Genomic DNA, 4,810 nt, shown 5'->3' with positions numbered 1-4,810 from the left:
GCCCGGCCAGTCCGGTGGACTGCTCCACCAGGCGCACGGCCTCGTCGGTGGCGGCACGGCTGCGGGCCACGCCCGCGCGGATGGCCTCGACAAAGCCCACCACCTCTCGCGTGGCCTGCATGGTCTTTTCGGCCAGCTTGCGCACCTCGTCGGCCACCACGGCAAACCCGCGCCCGGCGTCGCCGGCACGGGCAGCCTCGATGGCCGCGTTCAGGGCCAGCAGGTTGGTCTGGTCCGCGATGTCCTCGATGACTCCGATGATGCGCCCCACGCCCTCGGCCTGGGTGCCCAGTTCGCCCATGTCGTGTTCCAGCACGCGGGCCTGCTCGGCCACGCGGTTGATGCACGCCACGGCTTCTTCCACCACGGCCGAGCCCTGCCGGGCCTGCTCGTGGGCGGTACCGGCCAGATCTGCGGCGGAACCGGCATTGCTGGCCACCTCCATGACGGTGGCGTTCATCTGCTCCATGGCAGAGGCGCTTTCCACGGCCAACCCGCGCTGCTCGTCGGCACCGCTGCTGGCCTCTTCCACCTGCTCCGACAGTTCGCCCGATGCGGAGGACACCCGCGCGGAAACCTGCCGCGCCGCCTCCGCGGCGCGGGAGATACGGCCGTGCTGTTCTTCTATGCGGGCCTGCTGGCGCTGCATTTCGGTAACATCGGTGTACACGCTGAACGCGCCGATGAGGTTGCCGTCCAGGTCCAGCAACGGCGCCGAATCCACCACCACGTGCACCTGCCCGCCCTTGCGGCTGTCCATCGCTACCCGCTGTCCGGTGTGCGCGGTGCGTTCGCGCAGCACACGGTCGGTCACGGTATCGCGCTGGGGCTCGCCGAACATCAGGTCACCCACGGTCTTGCCCGCCTGGGCCTCGGGCGTGCCGTCCAGATCCAGCATGCGCAGCAGGGCCGCGTTGCAATAGCTGACGCGACCGTCCGTGCCCGCCACCAGAAAGGGCAGGGTCATGCCGCTCAGGATGCCCTTGGAAAAGCCCAGTTCCTTCTTCAGGCCACCCACCATGCCGTGCAGGTTTGCGGCCAGGCGGGCCAGTTCGTCGTGCCCGCCCACGGCAAGGTCGGCGTTCAGGTCGCCCCCGGCAATGGCCGTGCTGGCCTCGGTGATGCGCTGCACCCGGTCCACGATGGCCCGCCGAATGAACAGGATGACCCCGGCCAGCAACGCCACCAGCCCCGCCGCCGAGATGCCCGCGCTTTCCAGAATGCGCCCGTTTACCCCGGCCAGAATGGGCGTGACGTCCTGCATTACCACCAGTTGCCCCAGCAGCGGTTGCAAAGCGCCATGGCAGTGATGGCACGAGGGTTCGTTGCGGATGCCGACAACATGCGCGAACACCGATCGGCCGTCCCGCTCGAACAGCAGCGACGATTCCAGCGCCTCGCGCCGGGCGCGGCCGGTCAGGTCGCGCAGGCCGGGGTCGGTCAGTACCTCGACCAGGTCGCGCCGTTCCGCCTCTGGCCGGGTGGAATAGGTGATGTTGCCGTTGAAACTGGCCAGATGCACCGTGGTGTCGGCGTAATGACGCGCCAGTTCGGCGAATTCGGCGCGGGTGCCCGCGTCGTTGCCCAGCAGCATGGGCCGGTCGATGGCCCGCTTGATCATGGACGATTCGCGGGTGACCCCGGCCTCCAGTTCTTCCAAGGCGGCATGGCGCTGGCGCCACGCCCCGGTGCCTATGATGACCGCAAACACGCTGACGGCGATGACCGTCACCAGAAGCGAGGTGCGCAGGCTGAGCGACCGCGCGAGAGTCCCCCCCATGGTGCCTCCCTAGTGCGCGCCACTGTGCAGCAACGGCTTGAAGCCGAACGAGCGCACCCGGCTTGCGTTGTGGCAGCCTTCGCAGGTGGCCATGGTGGGCTTGCCGATAAGCGAAGGATCACCGGCGTCGGCGTGGGCCGCCCCGGGCCCGTGACAGGTTTCGCAGCCCACGTCGGCGAATTGCGGGGTGGTGGCGTAGTCCACAAAGCCGCCCTTGCCGTACCCGGTCACGTGGCATTCGTAGCAGCCGCGCAGTTCTTCCGGCGTCAGCTTGGGGGCCATGGTGGCCACGCTCTTCCACGATTTGGCCTTCTTGGAATGCTTCTGAAACTTCTCGTATTCCCCGGCGTGGCAGGGCTGGCATGCGGCGCTGCCCACATAGGACGAGGCCGCCCGGACAGACGTGGGCTCCGTGGCCGCCATCACCCCCGCAAGGACGGCCAGAAAGCACAGGACGCTGATTGATCGGACGCGGATCATGGGTCTCCCCGAAAACAGGCGATTTCCTTCTTGCGCGAACCCGCCCGTTTGTGAAAAATAGCACGGAAAATGTGGGCTCGTACTAGGGCAATTGCCGTCGCACGTCAATGTTGACGTGCGGCTTTCCTTTATAATGGTGCAAACATCAATGCCAAACAAAAAAACGCGCAGCCTGCCATGGGGGCGGACCGCGCGTTTTGACGTAGTGGCGTGACGACGACTACCCCTGCTTCAATTCCTCCACCAGTCGTTTGAGCACCTGCGACTGGTTGGCCAGCTCGTTCACGGCGGTTGCCGCCTCGCGCATGGCCTGGGCCGTTTCTGCCGAAATGGCGCTTACCTGTTCCACGGCACGGTTGATCTCTTCGCTGGCCGCGGACTGCTGTTCCGACGCGGTGGCGATGCCCCGCACCTGATCGGCCGCCGCATCGACGAAGCGCACGATCTCGCGCAGCGATTCGCCCGATCGGCGGGCAAGGTCGGTAGCGTCCTCGATGGTGCCCACGGACCGGTCCACGTGCTCCATGTTGGTGCGCGTGCCCTGCTGGATGCCGCGCACCGCCGCGCCCACTTCCTGGGTGGCATGCATGGTCTTTTCCGCCAGTTTGCGCACCTCGTCGGCCACCACGGCAAAGCCGCGTCCGGCGTCGCCCGCGCGCGCCGCCTCGATGGCGGCGTTCAGCGCCAGCAGGTTGGTCTGGTCGGCTATATCACTGATCACGTTCATGATCTGGCCGATGGATTCCGCCTGGCGCCCCAATTCCTCCATGTCGCGCTTCAGCGCCAGCGACTGCTTCTGCACCTGCCCGATGCCGTCCACCACCTGCCCCACGATGGTCGCGCCCTCGTCGGCCATGCGGCGGGCGTTTTCCGAAACATCCGCTGCCCCGCCCGCGTTGCGGGCCACCTCAAGCACGCTGGCGTTCATTTCTTCCATGGCCGTGGCGGTTTCCGCCACCCGGCGCGCCTGTTCCTCGGTACCCCGGTCCGACTGTTCGATCTGGGCGGACAGTTCCTCCGACGCGGAAGACACCACTTCCACCACGCCCTCCAGCTTCTGCGCAGCCTGCAACATACCCTCTCGCCTGGCGCTTTCGGCCTGGCGGCGGGCCTCGTCGGCCTCGCGCATGGCGGCCAGCGCCTCCTGTTCCTTGGCGGCGGCCTGGCGGCTCTTGTCCTCCGCCTCGACGATCTTGGACTTGAGGGTGCTCACCATCTGCTGCATGGCGTCGTACACACCCTTGTACTTGCTGGCCCGGAACTGCACTTCAAGGTTGCCCGCCGCGATCTGGCGCGAAACATCGTACAGGTAGCCGGGGTCTTCACCCAGTTGCCCCATGGTGGAGCGGATGATGTACAGCGTAGCGGCAATGCCGAGAAGCATCGAAACCAGCATGAGAACGAGGTTGACCAGGCGGGCTCTGGCGGCACTGTCTTCAACCTGTTGCCCGGACGCCTGAGACCCCTTGTCGTTCAGCTCCACCAGTTCCATTATCCCTTGCAGGGCCGAACGGAATGCGGGCCGGGCCTTGCGCACGGACACCTCGCGGGCCTCTTCCGTCTTCATGGCCCGCGACAGGGGAATGATCTGGGGCAACACGGCAAGATAGGCGTCCGCGTCCACCTTCATCTTTGTATAGATGCGCCGCTCTTCATCACTGGAAATGAGTTGCTCGTACTTGCGTGCCTTGTCGGAAAAATCTGCACGGGCTTTTTCCATGGCCCGTTCCTCGTCGTCCATGGCGGCATCAGTATCCGCGACAATGTGCTGCAATTCCGCACGACGTACGGAGTTCAACGCCGCCCGCATCTCGCCCAAGGACTTGATGCTGGGCAGCCAGTTGGTGGTCACATCCTTCACATCGGTGAGAATATCGCCGAACATGTAATTTCCGTACATTCCCAGCACGAGCATCAGCACAAGCAGTGTACCGAACGCCCCGGTAAGTTTGGCAGAAAGCTTCATGGACAGAGCTCCTTGTGCAGCCTGCGGCATGTTTCTGAGGATCGGCGTTGGCATGACCACGCGTCGGTTCTGATCGCCCGAAAACATCCCTTGTTCGCAGGGGGGACATTTCCGGTACTCATACTCGCAAGAATCGTTGTTTTTCGACATTAGATTCTTGGCGACATGCAGTTTGCGCTCACTACATCGCAACAAGCCACCGCAAAAGATGAAAAACGACGTCCACGGACAGGAATGGGCTGGCCCGAAAACGAAACCGCCCGCCGGAGGGAACGGCGGGCGGCTGGGGAGAACCAGAAGCTGTTCGCGGATTCGTGAGAAGCCGGAGCAACCTCCGGAACTGATTTGGCTGCTTGGGGGTTGTTTCCAATTTAGGTTTTTCGTTCGTTGGCAAGAAAAACGAGTCTGCCAAGAGGGAATGCGGTAGCCGTTAGGCGAGCGCGTAGCGCGAGTCTTAGTAAGCGTCACATCACCTCCTTCTACCGCCCTCGTTTGAAATCCTGCATGCTCATCCTCCAATCAAGGAGGTGCGGGTATGCCGTCGAATCGCAGGCGAAGGTCGAAAAAGGAGTCTTATTGGCGGG

Annotated in this window: 3 protein-coding genes; all 3 read right to left on the bottom strand. The window is 64.4% G+C overall.

Annotation, left to right across the window (positions count from 1 at the left end):
• The coding region (locus tag FVW27_RS07945) for a methyl-accepting chemotaxis protein (RefSeq protein ID WP_167124155.1) at window positions 1-1,780 on the bottom strand (1,780 nt) is incomplete at its 3' end.
• A 9-nt stretch (window positions 1,781-1,789) separates the two neighbouring features.
• Entirely contained in the window at window positions 1,790-2,203 is a 414-nt protein-coding gene (locus FVW27_RS07940) for a cytochrome c family protein (protein ID WP_243838293.1), read from the bottom strand.
• A gap of 277 nt (window positions 2,204-2,480) precedes the next feature.
• The gene (locus tag FVW27_RS07935) at window positions 2,481-4,226 is read right to left on the bottom strand and encodes a methyl-accepting chemotaxis protein (RefSeq protein ID WP_167124151.1); all 1,746 of its coding nucleotides are present in this window, start codon (window positions 4,224-4,226) and stop codon (window positions 2,481-2,483) included.
• Between the last annotated feature and the right edge of the window lie 584 nt (window positions 4,227-4,810).

The organism is Nitratidesulfovibrio liaohensis (assembly GCF_011682075.1).
Taxonomy (GTDB): domain Bacteria; phylum Desulfobacterota; class Desulfovibrionia; order Desulfovibrionales; family Desulfovibrionaceae; genus Cupidesulfovibrio; species Cupidesulfovibrio liaohensis.
The sequence above is the reverse complement of the archived record's forward strand: the minus strand, read 5'-3'. Positions and strand labels throughout refer to the sequence as shown.